The organism is Shewanella livingstonensis (assembly GCF_003855395.1).
Classification (GTDB): Bacteria; Pseudomonadota; Gammaproteobacteria; order Enterobacterales; family Shewanellaceae; genus Shewanella; species Shewanella livingstonensis.
Genome location: NZ_CP034015.1, coordinates 4,117,721 through 4,137,337 on the forward strand (window position 1 = coordinate 4,117,721; position 19,617 = coordinate 4,137,337).

Annotated in this window: 15 protein-coding genes; 9 read left to right on the forward strand and 6 right to left on the reverse strand. The window is 41.2% G+C overall.

Translation table 11 applies throughout. The features are described 5' to 3' along the window. The first annotated feature begins 724 nt into the window (after nt 1-724). The 3 genes from EGC82_RS17920 to EGC82_RS17930 all read left to right on the forward strand — a co-directional run bounded on the left by EGC82_RS17920 (nt 725) and on the right by EGC82_RS17930 (nt 4,284). Entirely contained in the window at nt 725-1,402 is a 678-nt protein-coding gene (locus EGC82_RS17920; protein ID WP_124731957.1) for a helix-turn-helix transcriptional regulator, read from the forward strand. 190 nt (nt 1,403-1,592) lie between these two features. Then, nucleotides 1,593-2,852: an aromatic amino acid transport family protein gene (locus tag EGC82_RS17925; RefSeq protein WP_124731958.1), complete on the forward strand. Its 1,260-nt coding sequence runs from the start codon at nt 1,593-1,595 to the stop codon at nt 2,850-2,852. Nucleotides 2,853-2,922: 70 nt separating this feature from the next. Next, on the forward strand, nt 2,923-4,284 hold the full coding sequence (locus tag EGC82_RS17930) for an L-serine ammonia-lyase (RefSeq protein ID WP_124731959.1): 1,362 nt from the start codon (nt 2,923-2,925) through the stop codon (nt 4,282-4,284). Nucleotides 4,285-4,995: 711 nt separating this feature from the next. Here EGC82_RS17930 and EGC82_RS17935 read toward each other — a convergent pair. Continuing rightward, nucleotides 4,996-6,426: an IS4 family transposase gene (locus tag EGC82_RS17935; protein WP_124730358.1), complete on the reverse strand. Its 1,431-nt coding sequence runs from the start codon at nt 6,424-6,426 to the stop codon at nt 4,996-4,998. 299 nt (nt 6,427-6,725) lie between these two features. Next, nucleotides 6,726-7,784, reverse strand: a complete 1,059-nt coding sequence (gene ansB, locus EGC82_RS17940; protein ID WP_124731960.1) for an L-asparaginase 2 — start codon at nt 7,782-7,784, stop codon at nt 6,726-6,728. Nucleotides 7,785-8,375: 591 nt separating this feature from the next. Here ansB and aspA point away from each other — a divergent pair. The 6 genes from aspA to EGC82_RS17970 all read left to right on the forward strand — a co-directional run bounded on the left by aspA (nt 8,376) and on the right by EGC82_RS17970 (nt 16,321). Then, nucleotides 8,376-9,818, forward strand: coding sequence for an aspartate ammonia-lyase (aspA, locus tag EGC82_RS17945; RefSeq protein ID WP_124731961.1), 1,443 nt, complete (start codon nt 8,376-8,378; stop codon nt 9,816-9,818). Nucleotides 9,819-9,932: 114 nt separating this feature from the next. Continuing rightward, nucleotides 9,933-11,234, forward strand: coding sequence for an anaerobic C4-dicarboxylate transporter (locus EGC82_RS17950; RefSeq protein WP_124731962.1), 1,302 nt, complete (start codon nt 9,933-9,935; stop codon nt 11,232-11,234). A 138-nt stretch (nt 11,235-11,372) separates the two neighbouring features. Further along, nucleotides 11,373-12,098 (forward strand): fumarate reductase cytochrome b subunit, encoded by a 726-nt coding sequence (locus EGC82_RS17955; RefSeq protein WP_124731963.1) that lies wholly within the window; start codon nt 11,373-11,375, stop codon nt 12,096-12,098. A 203-nt stretch (nt 12,099-12,301) separates the two neighbouring features. Then, nucleotides 12,302-14,311, forward strand: coding sequence for a fumarate reductase flavoprotein subunit (locus EGC82_RS17960; RefSeq protein WP_124731964.1), 2,010 nt, complete (start codon nt 12,302-12,304; stop codon nt 14,309-14,311). Beyond that, nucleotides 14,308-15,033: a fumarate reductase iron-sulfur subunit gene (locus EGC82_RS17965; RefSeq protein ID WP_124731965.1), complete on the forward strand. Its 726-nt coding sequence runs from the start codon at nt 14,308-14,310 to the stop codon at nt 15,031-15,033. The genes EGC82_RS17960 and EGC82_RS17965 overlap by 4 nt, the downstream gene beginning before the upstream one ends. Before the next feature lie 235 nt (nt 15,034-15,268). Then, the gene (locus EGC82_RS17970) at nt 15,269-16,321 is read left to right on the forward strand and encodes a porin (protein ID WP_124731966.1); all 1,053 of its coding nucleotides are present in this window, start codon (nt 15,269-15,271) and stop codon (nt 16,319-16,321) included. Nucleotides 16,322-16,327: 6 nt separating this feature from the next. Here the strand turns inward: EGC82_RS17970 and lysC are convergent, their stop codons facing one another. From lysC to EGC82_RS17990, 4 genes are all read right to left on the reverse strand, one after another. After that, nucleotides 16,328-16,678, reverse strand: coding sequence for an Rz1-like lysis system protein LysC (lysC, locus tag EGC82_RS17975; RefSeq protein ID WP_124731967.1), 351 nt, complete (start codon nt 16,676-16,678; stop codon nt 16,328-16,330). 87 nt (nt 16,679-16,765) lie between these two features. Further along, a complete protein-coding gene (locus EGC82_RS17980) occupies nt 16,766-16,993 on the reverse strand; it encodes a hypothetical protein (protein WP_124731968.1) in 228 nt (75 codons plus the stop codon). After that, nucleotides 16,993-17,460 (reverse strand): lysozyme, encoded by a 468-nt coding sequence (locus tag EGC82_RS17985; protein WP_124731969.1) that lies wholly within the window; start codon nt 17,458-17,460, stop codon nt 16,993-16,995. The genes EGC82_RS17980 and EGC82_RS17985 overlap by 1 nt, the downstream gene beginning before the upstream one ends. 525 nt (nt 17,461-17,985) lie before the next feature. After that, nucleotides 17,986-19,617 carry a UvrD-helicase domain-containing protein gene (locus tag EGC82_RS17990; protein ID WP_124731970.1) on the reverse strand — a complete coding sequence of 544 codons (1,632 nt, stop codon included), beginning with the start codon at nt 19,615-19,617 and terminating at the stop codon, nt 17,986-17,988.

Consider the following 19,617-nt stretch of genomic DNA (forward strand, 5'->3'; position numbering starts at 1 on the left):
TGTATGCTAATTTGCCCTCAACACAATAGAGTAAGCGCCCCTAAAGAGCGGTTTGGCCCCTAAACAGCATTTGATTCAACCTCACTAGACATACATCAATGTCTATTAGGACTAATAATACTGTACCCTTTGGGGTAAAAATCTTATGAATCGATGTTGATCTAATACTTCAATATTTTATACCGAGCACAGACCAGAATTTAGACAATAACGACACACTGACTTTGTATAGCGAACATAGGCTATTATTTTTGATTAATTAGCTATTGGTTAAGTATAACGCTATCACCTATCACCTATCACCTATCGACGACTCTAGGGCTCTAGGGCTCACCTAACGATAAACCCTATCAAAAAATTATTTCACCAATAAAATCGACGGTAAATAGCCATCTAATACTGTGCTGGATAAATATTAGTAATGATTGGGTCAGCGCTAACAGATCTGAGGTCAGTTAAGTTTTTTTGACTTTAATCTGCCATTCTTCTAAATACAATCACTTTATATTTACACGCTTTAAAGTTAACTATATGTAACTTATATTGACTTTTTTAGGCTTAAAATAGCAATTAAGATCACAAGTATTAACTATATGTAACTATTCTATTGACTCAATTTGGTCGTTATTGTCTTATGGCTTCCATCAAGTCGATCGATGAGTTGAATTTAACGCTTAGAAATAGCCAATTAAGCTCTATTTTAGTTAACTTTAGTGGTGTTTACATGAAGATGCATACATACAAATCATTCAATATTGTGTTTACAGATAAAGACAAGGAATTTATGGAGTCCAATTTTCGATTGGCAGAAACCATAGCTGAGTTTATCGGGCCTCATAGTGAAGTCGTGGTCCATTCATTCGAAAGCTTAGAGCATTCTGTCGTGAAAATTGTGAATGGGCATCATACTGGCCGAAAGGTAGGCTCACCTATTACCGACATGGGTTTAAAGATGCTGAGCACTTTTGAGAAAACGGGGGATGCGACACCAAAAAGTTATTTCACCAGAATCAAAGACGGATCTTTATTGAAATCGACTACATGTGTGCTAGCTGGAGAAAATGGAAAACCAATAGGATTATTCTGCATCAATGCCAACTTATCCTACCCATTTGCCGAGATCATTAAAACGCTAATGCCTGACACGATAGACACATCCATTGGTGCTCATGAGAACTTCAGTTCATCTCCGAGTGAGTTAATTGAGAAAACGCTTGAAAATGCCATTTTAAAAGTTGAAAGCGACGAGGCTGTCAACTTGAAAAGCAAGAATAAAGCCATAACCAAGCTGTTATTTGAAAATGGCATATTTGAACTAAAAGAAGCCACAAACGTAGTTTCAGAGAGGCTCGGAATAACTCGTCATGCTATTTATAAATACATTCGCGAGTTTAGAACCTAGTAAAAAACAGTCAAAAAATCAGAAATAATGCACTGAGCTGACCTGTAAAGATCATAACTTCAGAGCCTGTTTTTGCACGAAACACCATAAGGTTATACCGACCGAAAGTTCATATGATTCTGTCCCATGAGTAAAGCTGAGACAGAACTTATGTCGAATTAATTAGTTGCAGTATAGTGAGTATATAAATATGAACTCAACAACATTAACGAATAGCTCTTTGTTACCGGCTGATAAGAGTCAATTTAACTATCAAGATTTTACCTGGTGCTTATCTCTTTTTGGCACAGCAGTAGGAGCTGGAGTCCTTTTTCTGCCGATTAAAGCTGGAGCTGGGGGGTTTTGGCCTCTCGTTATTTTAGCTTTAATTGCAGCACCTATGACATGGTTTGCCCATAAATCTTTAGCCCGATTTGTACTATCTTCAACTAAACCTGAATCAAATATCACCGACACCGTAGAGGAGCACTTTGGTAAAACAGGCGCTAACCTGATTTCTTTTGCTTATTTCTTTGCCATTTTCCCTATCGTGCTTATCTACGGAGTGGGAATTACTAATACCGTAGATTCCTTCATGGTCAACCAGATGGGTATAGAATCAATTCCACGCTGGCTATTATCTGGCGGATTAATTCTGACAATGACGGGTGGCGTAATCTTTGGCAGAGAACTGATGTTGAAAGTCACTTCTATTCTGGTTTATCCCTTAGTGTTTCTCTTGTTAGCGCTATCGATTTATCTTATCCCAGACTGGAATACTTCGATGATGGCAGTATCACCAGAGTGGTCGTCTATGCCATCAATTATTTGGTTATCAATTCCACTCATTGTTTTTTCGTTTAATCATAGTCCTATCATCAGTCAATTCACCAAAGAACAGCGTAGAAAGTATGGTGATAATGCTGTAGCAAAAACTGACGCTATTACGGGGGGTGCGGCGTTAATGTTAATGGGATTTGTTATGTTCTTTGTCTTTTCAGTGGTGCTATCGTTATCACCAGAACAGCTGCTATTAGCTAAAGAACAAAATATTTCTATTCTGTCTTATCTGGCCAATGAACATGAATCTCCAATGATTTCTCTTATGGGTCCTATTGTGGCCTTTACCGCTATTACCTCCAGTTATTTTGGCCACTTCCTTGGTGCGCACGAAGGTTTGGTTGGAGTGATTAAATGTCGGACAACCGCTTCAGTAAAAATAATTGAAAAAGTATCACTTGTTTTCATTGTGCTATCTACATGGGTGGTCGCTATCGTCAATCCAAGTATTTTAGGCATGATAGAGGCTGTAGGTGCTCCTATGATTGCTGCGATTTTGTTCCTGATGCCAGTTTTTGCTATGCATAAAGTACCTGCCATGGCTAAGTATAAAACAACACTTCCGGTTCAAATATTTACAGTTATATGTGGTCTCGCAGCTATTAGCTCTGTTCTTTACGACATATTTTAACGGCTTTACCCATTCATAAACGATGACATTAAGCCTCTTAGTGTAGAGGCTCTCTTGTGAAGGAATTTATATGATTAGTGTTTTTGATATTTATAAAGTGGGTATTGGGCCATCCAGCTCGCATACCGGCGGCCCAATGAAAGCAGGTAAAGTGTTTATTGATGAGCTGCGCTCAAAAAGTATACTTCGAGATATCACCAGAATCACAGTCGATTTATATGGCTCATTGTCACTAACAGGAAAGGGTCACAACACAGATATAGCCATTATTATGGGGCTAGCGGGAAATATGCCGGAAGACATCGATATTGAAACGATCTCTAGCTTTATTACCCGACTGGAAGAAAGTGAACGGCTCCCTGTAGGCATGCACTGCCATACGGTGTCTTTTCCTCACAATAAAAGCATTCATTTCCATGATACAAATTTAGAACTGCACGAAAATGGTATGCAGATCCATGCATGGATAGACAACGAGAAAATACTCTCCAAAACTTACTATTCTATCGGAGGCGGATTCATTGTTGATGAAGAAAATTTCGGCAAACAAGAGCAGCTGTTGGTAAAAGTACCTTACGAATATTCTACAGCAGAAGAATTAATTAAACATTGTAAAGCTGAAGGATTATCGATCAGTTCTTTAGTGTTAGAAAATGAAAAATCGCTGCGCCCAGGCGGTAATATTCAAGCTCAGTTTACTCATATCTGGAAAACAATGCGTGAATCCATGGAACGCGGTATGAATACTCAGGGGGTGTTACCCGGACCAATGCGCATACCTCGTCGTGCCGCTGCGCTTTGCCAACAACTTGTTGCTTCTGAATCTACATCTAATGACCCTATGGCTGTTATTGATTGGGTTAATATGTTTGCTTTTGCGGTAAGCGAAGAAAATGCATCTGGAGGCAGAGTTGTCACTGCACCTACCAATGGGGCTTGCGGTATTGTCCCTGCAGTACTTGCCTATTACGACAAGTTTATTCATAGAATTACCGAAAAAGACTATATGCGTTTCCTTGCTGCATCTGGTGCTATTGGCGGGTTGTTTAAACTGAATGCTTCCATTTCAGGCGCGGAAGTGGGTTGCCAAGGTGAAGTTGGAGTTGCGTGCTCAATGGCTGCTGCAGGGCTTGTTGAATTACTGGGTGGTAGCCCTGCACAAGTATGTATCGCTGCAGAAATTGGTATGGAGCACAACTTGGGACTAACGTGCGATCCCGTATCTGGACGAGTGCAAATACCTTGCATTGAGCGTAATGGCATTAACGCAGTAAAAGCGATTAACGCTGCTCGTATGGCACTGCGTCGTTCTTCGGATCCTTTGGTTTCTCTTGATAAAGTCATCGAAACAATGCTGGAAACAGGTAAGGATATGAACGCTAAATACCGAGAAACCTCTCTAGGTGGCTTAGCAATCAAAGTTATCTGCTGATATTAAAAATTTAGCGACAATATTTATTATTAATAACGTTATAGCAATATATTTTAATTAAAAAACTAACGTCGAACATTCAATAGTCTCTCACATTAATTTAATATTTTATAAATATACAATACTATTAATCTATAACGAACTAAGTTAATTTAACCGTATCTAAATAATTATAGCCTCTAAGATTATTGAGAGTGGTTGCTTTATTATTTTTAAAGATGAGATGTAGCCTGCTCATCTTTAAAATTACTCCTTGATTAACGCGCTTAACCTCTAACGCTAAAACCTAACTCGCCAACTGATATTTCATGTTATATGTAACGCTAAAGACTTATCCAACTCAAAAAATGAGTTTGGATTTGCACTTAGTTAAAGCCAATTTTCTATTTTCCTCACTATACGCTCCACGAAAAACTCACCAATCACATTCTCGCCTTCCCACCCAATGAGTATAATGAATACAAGTATATGTAGATAATCGCTGATTAGCTGTATATTCCCAGGGCACTTTAATAGCTTATACTATTTAGCTTAATAATTTTTAAATTGATATTGATGCTTAGGTTTAGGTCTAATTTGTAAAGGTTTTATGGTTGTTCGTTCTAATAAAATAGTTATCAATAGCTTTAATCAAGATGTACGAATTAGGTTATTGAATATTGAGACTGCTTCGCTACAGCTATACTCTACAACCTGTCTCTTGATCAGATCTCATAAGCTCTCGCCATCAGCAATCATTTCTTTCGCGACTCGGTAGCCTACAACATGAGACTGTAATGTACTCCAACCTTCCCAAACCGCCGTCCAGCTTGCGATCCCTGTTCGTTTGGTATCGGTGAAACCACCCAGCTTTGCGATTGATTGATACGCCCACTTCAGACTCGGCGCTCCTTTACCTTTATGCCCTCTAGGCTTATTAAACCACATTAGCACCTTCCATTCATCTTCTTCGAGCACCGTGTCACAGCGTTGAGCCTCCACTGCTTTGGCCTCCTCAAGCAGCCCTTTTTTACGTAAATAATAAGGGAGGGTGATGGCTTCTCTGAGTTGCAGTAAACGGACGCCGATAAACGCTAAGATTGAAACCGCTCTTTCTAAATTCTTAGGCTCTGTCATTCTTTGGCGCTCAGCTCCTGCACCCGTTTTCCATGCTTTATGAAAATCTTCAATTCGCCATCTTGCTGTGTAAATATCAATAATATGAAGTGCTTGAATTAACGTATCGATTGGCTCTGTTGTTAATAGCACCCAGCGCAACGGCTCAGTAACGCTTTTTGATGTTTTTTCTTGAGCGTACACCACGTTTACTGGCTGAGTCTCACCTTTCGTTTTGAACGTAACCTGTGCCACTTTAATTGTTAGCTTGGCTTTTCTTGCCACGCGGTTTACAGGCTTCCCTTTACTATTTTTTGTCCCTTTCTGGGCGATATCGATAGTGTATTCACCCAGTTCGGCTTGTGATTCAAGATGTTCAAATAACGTAGCGTCAGTCTCTATCAGCGTTCTAGAATGTTTCGCTCGAACAACGAAACGTTCATTATGCTTCTGCTTATCTTGAATATAACTCAATATATCTGCTTCTCTGTCACACACTGAAATGACCCGTGACATGATGTCTCCCAAGCGTTGACGGCAGAAATAGGACGCTTCTGACCACTTACCACTTTCTTTTTCGTCAGCATCTTCAGGGTTATTAGGACGAAGCCAGTATTCTTGATGAATAAGCCCGATAGTCTGAGTCGTGAAGCTGTCTAATAGCAGGGTTGAATGAACCCACCAACCACGTGATTTATCTGTCGTCGTCCCCAGTTTGCCAAGCTCTTGTGCTACTTGGTGTTTGTAACTCAACGCAGTGGTGTCATCAATGGCTAATATCTCAGCATAGGGCTGGGCAAGCTCTGCAGTATGTTGAAAACCAGAAGCTCTAATCACTTCTGGAGAAATGTTGTCATTACGGATCAATCGATAAGCCCCTTCAACTTTAGCTTCATTACCTCGACATGATAAAGCGATTGACTTACCGCTACAACGCGCCATGTCGGCAGCAACTTCGATGACACGGTCAGTGCGACGCGAGTCACCAAATGAACCGTTTTTAAAGTGATTGTATGACCATTGCTCTGGGTTGAAAATTGACATCATTAATCTGCAAGTTGATTGAGTTACCAGATCTGATCATCGATTTGTCACAAAGTTCATTTTGCTTCAGATTTGTGTAGAAGAGTCAGCTCTACAACAGTGAGTCTAATGTGATGTATATTAGAAAGATAGACGCTACAACTAGACTATCTAAACCGACTTTAAGAGTACGGGTGTTACCATTATTTATTGGACACCAATATGTCTACTGTGATTAAGAACTGGAATAAGGTACATAAAAAAGCCAGTAGGGAGTGGCTACTGGCTTCAAAAAATTATCGTGTTTTTATCTTAGTTAGCACCTAAAATTGCTGAAACCAACGCTGGATCTGTTGAGGATCTTTACTTTGAGTTAATGATAACATCAACAAAATACGGGCTTTTTGTGGGTTAAGATTACCTGCAGCAATAAAGCCATATTTGGCATCATCTATTTCGGCATCAAGCGTAGTTGCCCCTGTAGGCACACGGCTAGAGCGAACAACCAATATACCTTTTTTACTAGCATTAGCTAACGTGTCGAATATAGAGTGATAAATATTACCGTTACCGACACCGGCACTAACAATGCCATCAAATCCTGCCTCAACTATCGCTTTGGCAGGCAAATCACTGGCATTAGCATAGTTATAAACGATACCTACCTGTGGTAATTTGTCGAGTTTACTGACATCAAAAGGCGTTTGAGTTGTATGCTGACGTTCCGTTTTGCCCATATATTCAACCTTACTATTATGAATAATACCAAGTGGGCCAAAATTAGGCGCCGCAAAGGTATGCACTCCAGTAGTATTAGTTTTAGTCACATCGCGAGCATTAAGTACTGTATCGTTCATCACCACTAAAACACCTCGACCTTTAGATTCAAGGTTCGCGGCAATGGCGACTGCATTATATAGGTTCATAGGACCATCAGCACTCATCGCCGTTGATGGACGCATTGCGCCAACGATAACTACGGGTTTATCACTCTTAATAGTTAAATTTAAAAAATAGGCGGTTTCTTCTAAGGTATCGGTGCCATGGGTAATCACTATCCCATCAACATTTTTATCGGCCAATAAAATATTAATTCGCTTGGCTAAAGCTAACCAAACTTTATCGTTCATGTCTTGCGAACCGATTTTAACCAGTTGCTCACCTTGAATATCGGCAAGCTGTTTTATCTCTGGCACCGCTGCTATTAAGCTATTTACTCCTACTTCACCAGCCTGATAATTTGACTCAGTAGCCGATTGCCCCACTCCTGCAATCGTTCCACCGGTAGCTATAATTCGTACCTGTGGCAGCGCTTGCACTGCGGAGGATAGAAATAAGCCTAATGTGACCGACAGCAAGAGCTTACGTATAGAGAAATTCATGTTTACATCCTTTTATTTATAATAAACGCTCCACAGTGTGCACTATTATTTAAGTCTCACCGTGATAATTATCACTAAAACGAAATAACCACATTGAAGTACAACAATATGTCTTTACATTTAAATATCGATTAACTAATTTATTGTTTAATCAAATAAGCAATAAATAACCCGCTACAAATAATCTGTATAGCTAACTTGTATAAACAACTTGTATAAATATCTTTTTATAGATGGTTTTTAAATAAAAAACTTTAACTTAAAATATTTTTACACAACCATGTTACATTTTAGTATTAACATAACAACTCCGCATCTAATTTATATCAAAAAGTAATAGCTCACACTATTTCATTCAGTTGAGATGTTTATCTAATAACTAAAACAAATATTTAATTCCAAGTAATTAAGTGATCTTCATCTATATCAAAATACTACTAAAGAGGTAATATCTAATTCAATAGTCAAGGAGACGATTCTCCTTCATATTTTCGAAGAGTTATTTTGATGTGTAACTTAAGAACATATACACATGCCGCAGCTCGAAGTCGAAAATATATCTCACTATTAACAGGATGTAATAGGATCGAAATGAAAAAAATTAATGACGTACGGATCGAAGAAGATTTATTGGGTACTAAAGAAGTGTCTAATGAATTCTATTACGGTATACATACTCTACGTGCAATGGAAAACTTTAAATTAAGTAATCAAAAAATTTCCGATGTACCTGAATTAGTACGTGGCATGATGTTAACCAAAAAAGCGGCCGCGATGGCCAATAGTGAGTTGGGTGCGATTACTCCCGAAATCGCCGATAAAATTATTGAAGCCTGCGATTTAATCCTCACGACTGGGCAATTTGTTGACCAGTTCCCGGTCGATGTTTACCAGGGTGGTGCAGGTACTTCGGTAAACATGAATACCAATGAGGTATTGGCTAACGTTGCATTGGAACTTATGGGCCTAGAAAAAGGCCGTTATGATGTTATCAATCCTAATGACCATGTCAATAAATGCCAATCCACCAACGATGCGTATCCTACCGGCTTTAGAATTGCGTTAATCAATAGCACTGACACACTGTTAGAAGCATTAACGGATCTCATCAGCGCCTTTGATACTAAAGCAGCTGAATTTAACACAGTGTTAAAAATGGGCCGCACTCAGTTACAAGACGCTGTGCCTATGACATTAGGCCAAGAGTTTCACGCCTTTGCTGTAACACTGCGCGAAGAAATTAAATCGATTAAACGTTGCCAAGAATTATTACTTGAAGTGAATTTAGGCGCAACGGCTATTGGTACTGGTTTGAATACCCCAATAGGTTATTCCTCATTAGCAATTAAACATCTGGCTGAAATTACGGGACGTGAATATGTCCCAGCAGAAGATTTGATTGAAGCCACATCAGATTGTGGCGCCTACGTTATGTTGCACAGTGCCGTTAAGCGTATGGCCATTAAAATATCCAAAATCTGTAACGATTTACGCTTACTTTCATCGGGCCCTCGCACTGGTTTTAATGAGATCAATTTACCTCAGCTACAAGCGGGTTCATCTATCATGCCTGCCAAAGTTAACCCTGTTATTCCTGAGGTGGTTAATCAGGTCGCCTTTAAGATTGTTGGTAACGATATCGCTATCACTATGGCTGCCGAAGCAGGACAGTTACAACTAAACGTGATGGAACCTGTCATTGGCCAGGCCATGTTTGAGTCGCTAAGCCTTATGGGAAATGCCTGTATTGCACTGCGCGAGAAATGTGTTGAAGGGATCACTGCTAATCCTGAAGTCTGCATGAATCATGTATTAAATTCTATTGGTATTGTGACCTACCTTAATCCGTTCATCGGCCACCATGAAGGTGATATTATCGGCAAAATTTGTGCCCAAACGGGTAAAAATGTCCGCGAAGTGGTACTTGAGCGTGGCTTATTAACCGTTGAAGAACTCGATGAGATCCTCTCAGTTGAAAACCTAATGCATCCTAAATATCAGGGTAAACGAAATACCAGTAAAGCCAAAGTGTAACTCAGTATGGTTGGGAGATAACGCTCCCAACCATAACTCAATTATCCAATAATAAGCCTATATAAGTGACATTTATCAGGCTATAGCAATCAAAAAACAAATAGAGTTAACACCATGATTATATTAGAGATAATTATCGTACTTGGCGCAATCTACCTAGGTGCAAGAATGGGTAGCATGGGGATCGGCTTCGCTGGCGGCGTCGGAGTATTGATACTGACAGCAGGGCTTGGACTAACACCAGGTACAATTCCAATTGACGTAATATTAATTATTATGTCGGTAATCACCGCAATTGCGGCTATGCAAGTATCGGGTGGGATGGACTACCTAGTCTCACTAGCAGAAAAGTTATTACGTAAACATCCAAAGCAAATTACCTTTCTAGCACCTGTGGTCACCTATTTTATGACACTCTTTGCAGGAACAGGCCACACAGCATTCTCAACCTTACCTGTTATTGCCGAAGTGGCAAAAGAGCAAGGTATACGCCCATCTCGTCCCTTATCTATCGCTGTTGTAGCATCTCAAGTTGCCATTACTGCCTCGCCTATTTCAGCGGCAGTGGTGTTTTTTTCAGGCATTCTAGAACCCTTAGGAGTCGATTATTTAGTACTTTTAGCAGTATGTATCCCTTCTACTTTTCTTGCCTGTATGGTCGGTGCTGTTGTAGCCAATTTAATGGGTAAACCGCTGAGCGAAGATCCTATCTACCAAGATCGTTTAGCTAAAGGATTGATCAAAAAACGCGGTACCACCCAAATAAACATTAAAGACGGCGCTAAGCGTTCCGTAGTGATTTTTTTGATGGCCATTGCGGCTGTGATGATTTATGCCACTGCGATTTCCGACAAGGTGGGATTAATTGTTAATCCGGTATTACCTCGCGATTCAGCCATCATGGTGATAATGCTAACAGCAGCAGCAGCTATTACGATTTTTTGTAAATTAGACGCCAGTGAAATATCTAATGCTGCCACGTTTAAGTCTGGTATGTCTGCTTGTGTCTGTGTATTAGGCGTGGCGTGGTTGGGCGATACTTTTGTGGCGAATCATATTGAAGAAATCAAAGGCCTTGCCGGAACCTTACTCCAAAGTCAGCCTTGGTTATTGTCAGTCACGCTATTCTTTGCTTCTATGTTGCTTTACTCACAAGGGGCCACTACTAAAGCATTAATGCCAGCGGCCTTAGCCATTGGTGTAAGTCCTTTGACTGCCGTTGCCTCTTTTGCCGCAGTAAGCGCGCTGTTTGTATTACCTACCTACCCAACCCTACTCGCAGCTGTTGAGATGGATGACACCGGCTCGACTCGAATTGGTAAGGCGGTATTTAACCATCCATTCCTGATCCCAGGTGTGGTGACCATTGCCACCAGCGTCGCGTTAGCGTTCTTATTTGGCGGCATGATTATATAGCTCAATGTTAAACAAAGTAATTGAAGGGCTAATGCAGAAAATGGATTAACCCGGTTCTTTTAATCTGTATATAGAGACTTTGTTTTGGGGTAATGCTTACGCATTTTCATCATTACAAACCTTATAAGAGGTGAATTAATGTCAGAAAAAACACGTGTTCCAACCGCTATCAATGGCGGGCCATTTGGACAAGCCTGGTCAGCTAGAGCCGACTGTTTACAAAGTTTGACGGGTGTTTTACTGGGCGCTTTCTTATTAGTGCACATGCATTTTGAGGCAAGCATTTTATTAGGCAAAGAAACCTTTTACCGCTTCGTGCAAGTGCTCGAAGGTGGCATGTTTAGCGCTACTGGTCACGGTTGGCCATTAGTGACACAAATCTTTTCAGTATTTATTTTAGTTATCGTCGTCGTTCACGCGGCGCTAGCATTACGTCGCTTTCCGGTACAACTAGGCCAGTGGCGTGCACTGCGTGGCTTTATGTCCAACATAAAGCATAAAGACACTCGCGCTTGGTATTGGCAGATGATCACAGGCTTTATATTATTTTTCTTAGTATCAGCACACCTTGCCACTATGATTTTAGATCCTGAAATTGGTCCACACCTCTCAGCCGACCGCGTCTATAACGGACATGCCTGGCTCTTGTATGTGGTATTCCTTCCCGTCGTATTAGTACACGGCTTAATTGGATTATACCGCGTCATCTTAAAATGGGGAGTGAGCAATAATCGTTCTCTCATACGCACAATAGCCCAAGTGTTGATGATCTATTTACTGTGTTTAGGTTCATTAAGCCTCATCACCTACATCTCCATTGGCAGTGAACTGACAGTACCCGTTCAACCGTTTATTCCGAAGTAATAGGCGTGCTAAGGGGACACTAAGTGTGATTGCCTGGCAACAAACAGCCAGAGCAAATAACAAAATGAGCACCCACCCCTATATAGCAAGGCTAAGCCTCAACACATGGATCCTCCTCTGACGAATAGGTGTATTACCTCTATCGCAGAGCGCGCAATAGAAATTCATACATATTATCTAAATTATTAGGTAAGGAGCTGATTTTGAAACTTATTTATACAGACTCATTAGTCATTGGTGCCGGGCTAGCAGGCCTTAGAGTCGCTATTGCCACCAAAGAGCGCGGCCTAGATACACTGGTATTATCGCTTATTCCTGCCAAGCGTTCACATTCCGCAGCAGCTCAAGGCGGCATGCAAGCAAGCCTTGGTAACACAGTAAAAGGCATGGGTGACAACGAAGACATACATTTTCAAGATACTGTAAAAGGCTCTGACTGGGGTTGTGACCAAGATGTGGCGCGTATGTTTGCCCACTGCGCGCCCAAAGCTATTCGAGAACTGACCAACTGGGGAGTCCCTTGGTCTAGAGTTTCTGCAGGTCCACGCGATGTAATTATGAATGCGCAAAAGGTGACCCTACATGAAGCAGAGGAGGCTCATGGCCTTATCAATGCTCGCGATTTTGGTGGCACCAAAAAATGGCGCACCTGCTATACCGCTGATGGCACAGGTCACTCATTACTGTATGCAGTAGATAACCAAGCAATATCTATGGGTATTCCGGTACATGAACGAATTGAAGCCTTGTCATTGATCCATGACGGTAAACGTTGCCATGGGGTAATCGCACGTTGTTTAGTGACCGGTGAACTGCGCGCTTATGTGGCAAAGTCCACCACGATTGCCACAGGGGGTTATGGCAAAATTTATGAAATATCGACTAATGCCACTATCTGCGAAGGCATAGGCCAAGCATTAGCACTAGACACTGGCGTGGCGACCTTAGGTAATATGGAAGCAGTACAATTTCATCCCACTGCTATCGTTCCTGCCGGGATCCTCACCACTGAAGGTTGTCGAGGTGACGGCGGCATATTACGCGATAAAGACGGTCATCGCTTTATGCCTGACTACGAGCCGGAGAAAAAAGAACTCGCCTCCCGCGATGTGGTATCGCGCCGTATGACCGAACATATGCGTAAAGGTAATGGTGTCGACAGCCCTTATGGCCCGCATCTCTGGCTAGATATTACCCTGCTAGGCCGTGAGCATATTGAAACCAATCTGCGCGAAGTGAAAGAAATCTGTGAATACTTTCTAGGAATTGATCCTTGTAAAGAATGGATCCCTGTTAGACCTACTCAGCATTATTCTATGGGCGGCGTTCGCACCAATGCCACTGGTGAAAGCCCACAACTCAAAGGGTTGTTTAGTGTCGGAGAAGCGGCATGCTGGGATATGCATGGGTTTAACCGTTTAGGGGGTAATTCAGTGGCTGAAACCGTTGTTGGCGGCATGATTATCGGCAAATATGTAGCCGATTTTTGTGAACAAAATTCCTTAGAAATTGATACCGCTCTGACCCAAAAATTTATCGATAAATTGCAAAACGAAATTGATAACTTAGTCGACGGTAACGGTAAAGAAAACCCCTTCGAATTAAAGAAAGAAATGCAGCGGATAATGATGAACTACGTCGGTATTTTCCGAAACGGTCCTGAGCTAGACAAAGCAATTCAAGAGCTTAAAGCATTACTACTGCGCGCAAAAAATCTTGGGCTTAAGTGTAAAAAACGCCATTCAAACCCTGAATTGGTTGAAGCACTCCGTGTCACCCGAATGTTGAAAGTAGCCTTAACTGTCGCCTGTGGCGCCGCTGCTCGCACCGAAAGCCGAGGCGCGCATTCGCGAGAAGATTATCCACAACGCAATGATAAAGATTGGCTAAATCGTACACTAGCGACCTGGCCAGATGCAGAGTCATTAACACCAGTATTACGCTATGAAGCCCTAGATGTGATGAAAATGGAGTTACCACCGGGATACCGTGGTTACGGTAACGACAATACCATCGCCCATCCAGATACTGAAAAACGGATCATAGAAATAAACAAAGTGATCGCAGCGCTAGGCGACGACCCAGATAGGCACACGCTACAGCAAGCCTTGATGCCGTATACGCTACCTAGCCATCTGCTGCCACCCAACGAACGTCTTAGCGACACCTTAGCGATCACGCCATCTCAACCGGTAGGAAATAAACCATTATGAGCCGTCAAATAAGCTTTAATATCTTCCGCTACGATCCTCAAGATGGCCAAGACAAGCCAAAGATGGAACGTTATCAATTAACGGAAACACCTGGTATGACGGTGTTTATCGCCTTAAATCAACTGCGTGAACAACAAGATACCTCGTTACAGTTCGACTTTGTCTGCCGAGCAGGTATATGTGGTAGTTGTGCCATGGTAATTAATGGCTTCCCCACCCTTGCCTGTCGAACTTTGACGGCGAATTATCCTGATGGTGAAATTACCTTAATGCCTCTGCCAGGCTTTGAACTGATTGGCGATTTATCGGTAAATACCGGTAAATTTATGCGTGAATTAGCCGAGCGATTAAAGCTATGGCTGCACCCTAAACCTGACGACCAAGACATGCACCGCCTCGAAAACCCAATGGCACCTGAAGAAGCCGCGCGAATATATGAGCTAGAACGCTGCGTCGAATGTGGGGTCTGCGTTTCCGCCTGTGCCACTAAACAAATGCGCGACACCTTTGTGGGTGCGGTAGGCATGATGAAAATTGCCCGTTTTGAAATGGACAGCAGAGACAACCGCAGCGCGGATGATTTCTATCATGTTATCGGTAATCAAGATGGTGTATTTGGCTGTATGACGTTGCTGGGCTGCCAAGATAATTGCCCTAAAGACCTTCCACATATGCAACAAATTGCCTACTTACGCCGAAAAATGGCCTCGACAATTCTGTAGTCCTAAAATCCTTTAATCAACATCCCGCGAGTTTAGCGGGATGGATAAAGGCAACACAGCACCAAATTTGCTAACAGGCCAACTCGACCTACAGCAGACATCCGAGGCCTCTGTATTTTAGATGGCCTCGACTCAAGCACTTTACGAGTGCACATCCTTACTACTAGCAGTGCTGTTTCACCGGCAACAAAATCCATTAGCAAAGCGCTAGTAGTTGTTATGTAAGGAAACATAAATGAAACAGTCCAGACTAGCATCAGCGATGATTATGCTGAGCTTTGCCGCACCCATCTTCACCGTTCAAGCCAATAATGACACTGAGACAAATGATGAATTACGAGCTGAATTAAAGCAAATTCAACAACGGCTCGCTACGCTAGAAACACAAGACAGTGAGCCATCGACTCCATCTGATACCCAGTTTAATTTCTATGGATCTTTACGTCCTACTTTCGGTCTTACGCACACTAATTCAGACGATGTATGGGATGTTGGCGATGCAAACTCACGGATTGGTTTTGCAACGGAGCACCAATTAGGAAGTGGCTTAACGGCCTTTGCCAAAGGTGAGTTTAAAGTTGATATAAGAAACGATGGTGATTTTGGCGATGCACGAAAAGCCTATGTTGGGCTTGAGGGCTTTTTTGGTCGAGTTGCAATTGGTAAGCAAGCTGTCACACAAGAAATCATCTACGATCCAGTCGATATTTTTAATCGCTCAGGAACGCCTATAGCCTATGACAGTGCAAGTCCATTTCGACTTAATAATCTTGTGACTTATCGTAAACAATTTGGCGATATCTTATTTTCGGCAGATGGCCAATTTGATGGTAATAAAGGCAGTGATGGAAGTGATTTCTTTAACACTGGTTTACGTTATAAAACCGAACTAATTTATATTGCCGCGGCGTTTTACACCAAGGAGTTAGAAGACGGTACCGATGAAAATACCGTAGGTATCACCTTAGCCAAAAACTTCGATTCCCTTTATCTAGCAGCTGCTTATCAAAATATAGAAAAAGACACTGTCGATGGTTCAACTCTTGATATCGTCGCAAGCTACTTCATCAATGAAACCTATAAAATTAAGCTCGGAATAGCTAAATACGATGACGGTGGTAGTGATATTACCTCTGAGAATTATAATGCCTATAACACGACACTAGAATGGCATAAAACATCGAAATTCAGCACCTTTATCGAATATCAGAAAAAAGATTTTGAATACAAAGAAACGAATGACCAGATAATGGTTGGTATGCGTTATAACTTTGACTATACGTTTTAGTTACATTCAGCCATCACTTAATTGATTTTGGTATTGGCGCACTAAGAAGGTGATCCCCAATAGAGCGCCATTGACTCCAGAGAGTGAGGCATGCTGATATTGCTGCCGCCATTGTTGTAAGCGCAGCATGTTTACATTACACATTGCTAGCGCGTTGGTTTGAGTAAGGGAATAATTCAGTAAATCCAGATTTGAGAACCCGCTAAAATGTGGGCTATCACAAAGCTCAAGCCAATCAGCGGGCGGTAACACATAAACCGTGTTGGTGTGTGTCACCACTTTCACAATCGGTTTGCTTGAGCAGCTGCACAGCATCACTAGGCAAATCAGTATTAACCCATGTTTTAGTTGGCTCATGGTGCGATGTCCTTAGCTGATCAGCACGTGCTAGTTTGTGATCTAACGTCGATTCAAGCTCAGCCAGTTGCTTGCGGTGCGAGGTGTTTAGCTGGGGATAATACGGTAATCACGTTCAAGCAATTTAATCCGTTCATCTTTGTTGTCGTTGCTGCTCAGTAACGCATCCACGCTAACTTGCGACTGCAACAAGTCATCGCTTAATGAGCTGTTTTTCGCTTTTAGTGAGGTAATGCCTAACGCCCCAACGGCAATCACCGTCGCCATAACCAGCACTGCACATAACAGCACTGTGGTTTTAAAATCGTTGAACATTACAAGTCCCTCAAACAATAACGCCGCTCATTTGAGCGGCGTTTAATTAAACCAGGTAACTTTTTCTTTTTGGCGTAAACCCACCTTGGCAACTCATTACATGCGCCAACGCGGTCACCAGCCCACAACTTTTTGCGCAGCGTAGAAGCCCCAAAAGCCTCGGCCCCTACGTTGTAAATAAAACTTAAGTAAGCAATGTGCTCACCCTCGCTTAATGGCGGCGTGAGTTTAAGCAATTCACGGTCAAAGGTTTTAAGGCTGGTTGCCAACATGTCTAAGCACTGCTGGTGAGTGAACACCATGCCAAGTTTAATATTGTGGCCAGTTTGGCCAAAGCAGGCCGTTTCAATACCGGCAGGGTCAACATAGGTGCGCAACACTTCACCCTCACCCGTGGCAACTAACACACCGCCAGTAAGAATGGCACCAGTAAACCCCAGCGCCAAAAGCCTTGTTTTAATATTCATGCAGCACCTGGTCAATATGAGCAAAAAAAATGGGCTCCAATACAGGAGCCCAACGGCGAGGATGCAACTAGACAGAGAGCGAGAGAGAACGAGAGAGAACGCATAAAGGAGCAAGCGCGGAAGCAAAGCCAGTTACGCAGTGGTATCAAGCTTATATAAACTGTAGCGGTTTTTAGGGGTAAAAACACGCCATATATGGCGTGTTTTACGCCACATATGGCGTTGGTCGAATTGAAATTGTGTGATATGTAAAACCGATAACTTCTAGGTTTGATTTAAAAGTTATCGGTTAAGTGAGTTGCTGCAAGTAAGAAATGGTGCGCGAGCTATCAGCGAACTTGTTGATGGACAAAAAAGGCTAAACGCTCTGAAATCACCTTATGTTAACTATAGTTGAGATTTACGCCCGCTTAAGCGGACAAAAATTGTTGGCTATAATGTGTAGCGCAGCGAAACCTAAATAACTGTTTTAGTTCCGTTTAAATTCCTTGTTGCAAGTACCTTAGTACGCACTAACATTAGTATTTATTTATATAACCCAGTCAAACCATCAAGCATCATGAATTGTGATTTTTTCCCTTGTTTTATAACGCCCTCATGATTAAATCTATTTGTACTATTCACAAGAATACAATGTTCTTTTGCACGAGTTATTCCTACGTAATGCAAATTCAGATCCTGCTCCCAACTAGCAAACACCTCATCATAACAACCACTTATGAATTCTCGTTTGGGCATTATCCAGTCGTAAAGATCTAGATGAAAAACTATATCAAACTCTAGACCTTTAGATTTATGTAGTGTCATGATTTGAACTTCATTTTTATTTTCAGGCATGTATTGCTTCAAAATGTTTTTATCCGATAGCACTCGCTCTAAAGCATTCACTTCAATCTCAATAACCTTTTCATCCAAAATTTTGTTAGTCAACTCTAAGATTGCATTTTTTATAGTAGAACTGTCGAGATCAGAAATTGATTTAACCGAAGCCCTCAAATCTTTCAAACTTGATGGAGAAAAAGAAGAATAATGCTCGGCCACCTCAACAACATCATTAATTAATACCTTATGATCCAAATAATAAGCCAAAAGACTGCTCATTAATTTAGTTTTTGAAGTATTAATTTGACTCAATGGATTTTCGCCAAATATCCTATTTGGGACTCCTAGTTTAGTTTCAAGGAGAGAAAGACTATTATTATTCCGCACTAAAATAGCTATATTTGAAAGTGATTGTACAATTTTATCAGCAAGTAACTTATTGATACTTTCAGTCAAATACTCTGCCACATCATGTTGTGTGCCATTTAATACCCATTGGTAAACTCGAATATCACTTGTGGGCAATAACAAACAATTACTGTCAAAAATTCGATTTGCATAATTAACAATTGAAGGATGGCACCTATGATTAACATTCACTATATGATGCTCAAATATTTCAGGCTTTGTAATTAGAGATTGAATATACTGAGGGTCACTTCCTCGCCATGCATAAATAGACTGCTTTACATCCCCTACCGCTACTGCCTTCAAGCCAAGTTCTAATAAGCTAAGAAACAACTCATGTTGTGGTTGGGATGAATCTTGATATTCGTCAATATACAGTGACGTATACTTAGAAAGTATATAATTCCTACAAGCTAAAGAGTCAGTAACTATTTGTACAGCAATAACACCAATTGACTCTAGAAGAACAACTCCATTATCGTGTAACAATTTAAATTTATTTTCATATGTAATATAGTCATCAGTATTAAATTCATGTCCAATATCATCTAACGGTGGCAATCCTATTTTTAGGCTTTCATCCAGTTCGGTATACGATTTACACTCAACGGTATAATCTGACTTTCCGTATAATCTCGATATGAAAGGAAATATTAATTCAGACAAACAGAAGTGATCTATTGTCCCAAAAAAACTTGATTTTGTATCTAAGCCACCTTGCTTACATCGTTGCTTTAACTCTTTACTAGCTTTAATAGTAAAAGTGATACCTATAACGCCTTTATACGCTTGCAAGCCAGCAACTTCTCGTCTTATTTTCTCAACGATAACGGATGTTTTACCACTTCCTGGGCAGGCAGTGATAACCATATTAGATTTTGATTCTATCGCTGCATTTTGATCTGGCGTAAACTCAAAACCTACCAT

Coding starts and splice junctions, on each gene's coding strand:
- EGC82_RS17950 (WP_124731962.1), top strand. CDS start 9,933: ATGATTATATTAGAGATAATTATCGTACTTGGCGCAATCTACCTAGGT.
- EGC82_RS17920 (WP_124731957.1), top strand. CDS start 725: ATGAAGATGCATACATACAAATCATTCAATATTGTGTTTACAGATAAA.
- EGC82_RS17930 (WP_124731959.1), top strand. CDS start 2,923: ATGATTAGTGTTTTTGATATTTATAAAGTGGGTATTGGGCCATCCAGC.
- aspA (WP_124731961.1), top strand. CDS start 8,376: ATGAAAAAAATTAATGACGTACGGATCGAAGAAGATTTATTGGGTACT.
- EGC82_RS17980 (WP_124731968.1), bottom strand. CDS start 16,993: ATGTTCAACGATTTTAAAACCACAGTGCTGTTATGTGCAGTGCTGGTT.
- EGC82_RS17955 (WP_124731963.1), top strand. CDS start 11,373: ATGTCAGAAAAAACACGTGTTCCAACCGCTATCAATGGCGGGCCATTT.
- ansB (WP_124731960.1), bottom strand. CDS start 7,784: ATGAATTTCTCTATACGTAAGCTCTTGCTGTCGGTCACATTAGGCTTA.
- lysC (WP_124731967.1), bottom strand. CDS start 16,678: ATGAGCCAACTAAAACATGGGTTAATACTGATTTGCCTAGTGATGCTG.
- EGC82_RS17935 (WP_124730358.1), bottom strand. CDS start 6,426: ATGATGTCAATTTTCAACCCAGAGCAATGGTCATACAATCACTTTAAA.
- EGC82_RS17990 (WP_124731970.1), bottom strand. CDS start 19,617: ATGGTAGGTTTTGAGTTTACGCCAGATCAAAATGCAGCGATAGAATCA.
- EGC82_RS17970 (WP_124731966.1), top strand. CDS start 15,269: ATGAAACAGTCCAGACTAGCATCAGCGATGATTATGCTGAGCTTTGCC.
- EGC82_RS17925 (WP_124731958.1), top strand. CDS start 1,593: ATGAACTCAACAACATTAACGAATAGCTCTTTGTTACCGGCTGATAAG.
- EGC82_RS17985 (WP_124731969.1), bottom strand. CDS start 17,460: ATGAATATTAAAACAAGGCTTTTGGCGCTGGGGTTTACTGGTGCCATT.
- EGC82_RS17965 (WP_124731965.1), top strand. CDS start 14,308: ATGAGCCGTCAAATAAGCTTTAATATCTTCCGCTACGATCCTCAAGAT.